This is a genomic window from Planktosalinus sp. (assembly GCF_059864935.1).
This window is the reverse complement of sequence record NZ_JCBCCK010000236.1, coordinates 1-2,169: the sequence shown is the minus strand read 5'-3', so window position 1 is coordinate 2,169 and position 2,169 is coordinate 1. Positions and strand designations below refer to the sequence as shown.

Annotated in this window: 2 protein-coding genes; one reads left to right on the top strand and one right to left on the bottom strand. The window is 39.5% G+C overall.

The annotated features are described in order from the left end of the window. The coding region (locus tag AC6F75_RS08215; protein ID WP_500714521.1) for an FIDD domain-containing protein at positions 1-1,001 on the top strand (1,001 nt) is incomplete at its 5' end. Between the two features lie 44 nt (positions 1,002-1,045). Here AC6F75_RS08215 and AC6F75_RS08210 read toward each other — a convergent pair. Then, complete coding sequence (locus AC6F75_RS08210) at positions 1,046-1,720, bottom strand: hypothetical protein (protein ID WP_500714520.1); 675 nt, start codon at positions 1,718-1,720, stop codon at positions 1,046-1,048. Positions 1,721-2,169: the final 449 nt, after the last annotated feature.

Genomic DNA, 2,169 nt, shown 5'->3' with positions numbered 1-2,169 from the left:
TAACACTTGCTGATGCTTCAACGGGCACCAGTCAATTGCCTTCTAATATTTACACTAATGTAACCCCTTTCGTGCAAGAAATTTATGCCAGAATTGAAAGTACTACAGTTCCTTCAGACTATGCGATAACCAGTTTTGATCTCGTTGTGGTGCCATTACCTGCAACAACACCACCTAACCCCATAGTCCTTATTGACAGTGACGGGGATGGTTATGAAATATTTGATTTGACCATCAGGGAACTGTATATTGTTGCTCCTTCACCGGATATTGTCATTAGCTATTTTGAAACATTGCCTGATGCTGAAGCAGGGGTAAACCCAATTGCAAGCCCTTTTACATATCAAAATATCCAGACTCCTGTACAAACTGTTTATGTGCGGGTTGAGGATTTGAATACAGGGTGTTTTTCAATAGAACCCATGGATCTAGTTGTAGATACTATGCCGATTGTCCCCACAGCAATTGAAGATGACTTTGTTGTTTTTGACCCAAACGGTGATGGGTTTGCCATCTTTGACCTGACGTTGTTGATTCCACAAATAATCGGAACTCAAACGGGTCTTGAAGTCACTTTTTACGAAACAGAAGTGGATGCTCAAAACAAAACAAACGTTGTTGATGAGCCTGAAGCTTATGAAAATATAACCAATCCACAAACGATGTATGCCCGCACCGAAACAGTTCATGGGACGTTTGCACTTACAAGTTTTACGATTTTTGCAGATGAAAACTTATCGTCCCCATCGTTTGGATTGGAGGCTGTAACGTTTTATCCCAACCCTGCACAGGATTTTATTCACTTTGACAGACAAGGTGTTCATTATGAATATGAAATCGAAATAATTAGTCTTAAAGGTCAAATAGTATTGACAAAGAAAGATACAACAGAAATGTCGCAAACCGGCACGTTGGATATTTCAAGACTAACCCCCGGGATTTATTTGTTAAAAATTACCTCCGGTAACAAACAAATCACAAAGCAACTGATTAAGAAATAACCTTAAACACTTCAGGGTTCAAAACCCTTGAAGGGTTTGGCGAATTATACCTCTTCTTCTTCCTCAAAAAACAGGATGGTGGCTTTAAATTCAGATGAAGTAAAGTCTTCTTTTTGAATCCACTTTTCTGAAGTGATGGCTTCATACTTTTGCTCTCCTTTATTTTGTAGCTCCCAGAGCATATGTTCGGCTTCGGGAAGGGTGGCTTTGCCCTGCAGTTGGGTTTCAAAAAGGCGGTGGATCAGGTTGCTGTCCTTAAGCCCTGCACTGAGTGCTTTAATGGCTACTTCTTTGGTGATTTCAGTTTCATTTTCCTCTTCAGTGGCTATCTCAAAGCTAATGCTATTGGCCTGTGTAAGCGGAAACTTCCCGTTGTATGCTTTATAAAGCAATTGATTGACTTCAAACAATCCCTTGTGCAGGGAGATGTCAGAGTGATTTTCGGCTACTTTCTCCCGCAGCATTTCATGGGAAAGGTTGTCGATTTGCCCGGCTTCCAGTTCGTCTGAAAATTTATATTCTAGCATAATAGCAGCTGCTTCTACGGGCTCAAAATCGGCGATGGCCAGAAACAGATATTCCTGTAATTCTTGTGGTTTGAGCTGCCCGGCATCGGGATAATTAAATTTTTCCAACAGTGCTTTATAATCGGCATCAGACCACGAATTTGGGAGTTCGTATATTTTCTTTACATCATTAATCGTTACTGTATAGTTCATTGTTATATTTTTTTAGGTTTCTCTAAATATGTTCTGTTTGAGTGGGTGTATTGGAATATAGTTTTAAGAGAAGAGACCCTCAGACAGATGCAGAACTGTAAAGTTATTTCATATAACTACCAATGCAATGGATAAAAGGGTAATCTTAACATTTTGACTGCTTGTTGATTTTATTAAAAAGTGTGAATCTTTCAAAATCCTTCAAAAGAAATGCCCCAATATGTTGGGGCACTGGTGTTAAAGATAAATTTTATCAACCCTTGAAGGGTTTTAAACCCTTCAAGGGCTTTCAAAACTAAAAAGGATAGTTATTTTCCGCTATGACTTTTTCAGCAATGCTGCGTCGCAGGGCGATAATGTCCGGATAGTTGGTGTATTTGGTAAAACGTTTTAATCCCATCATCATCATTTTGAGTTCGTCGCCTTCGGCAAAGGAGATGATGCCTGTT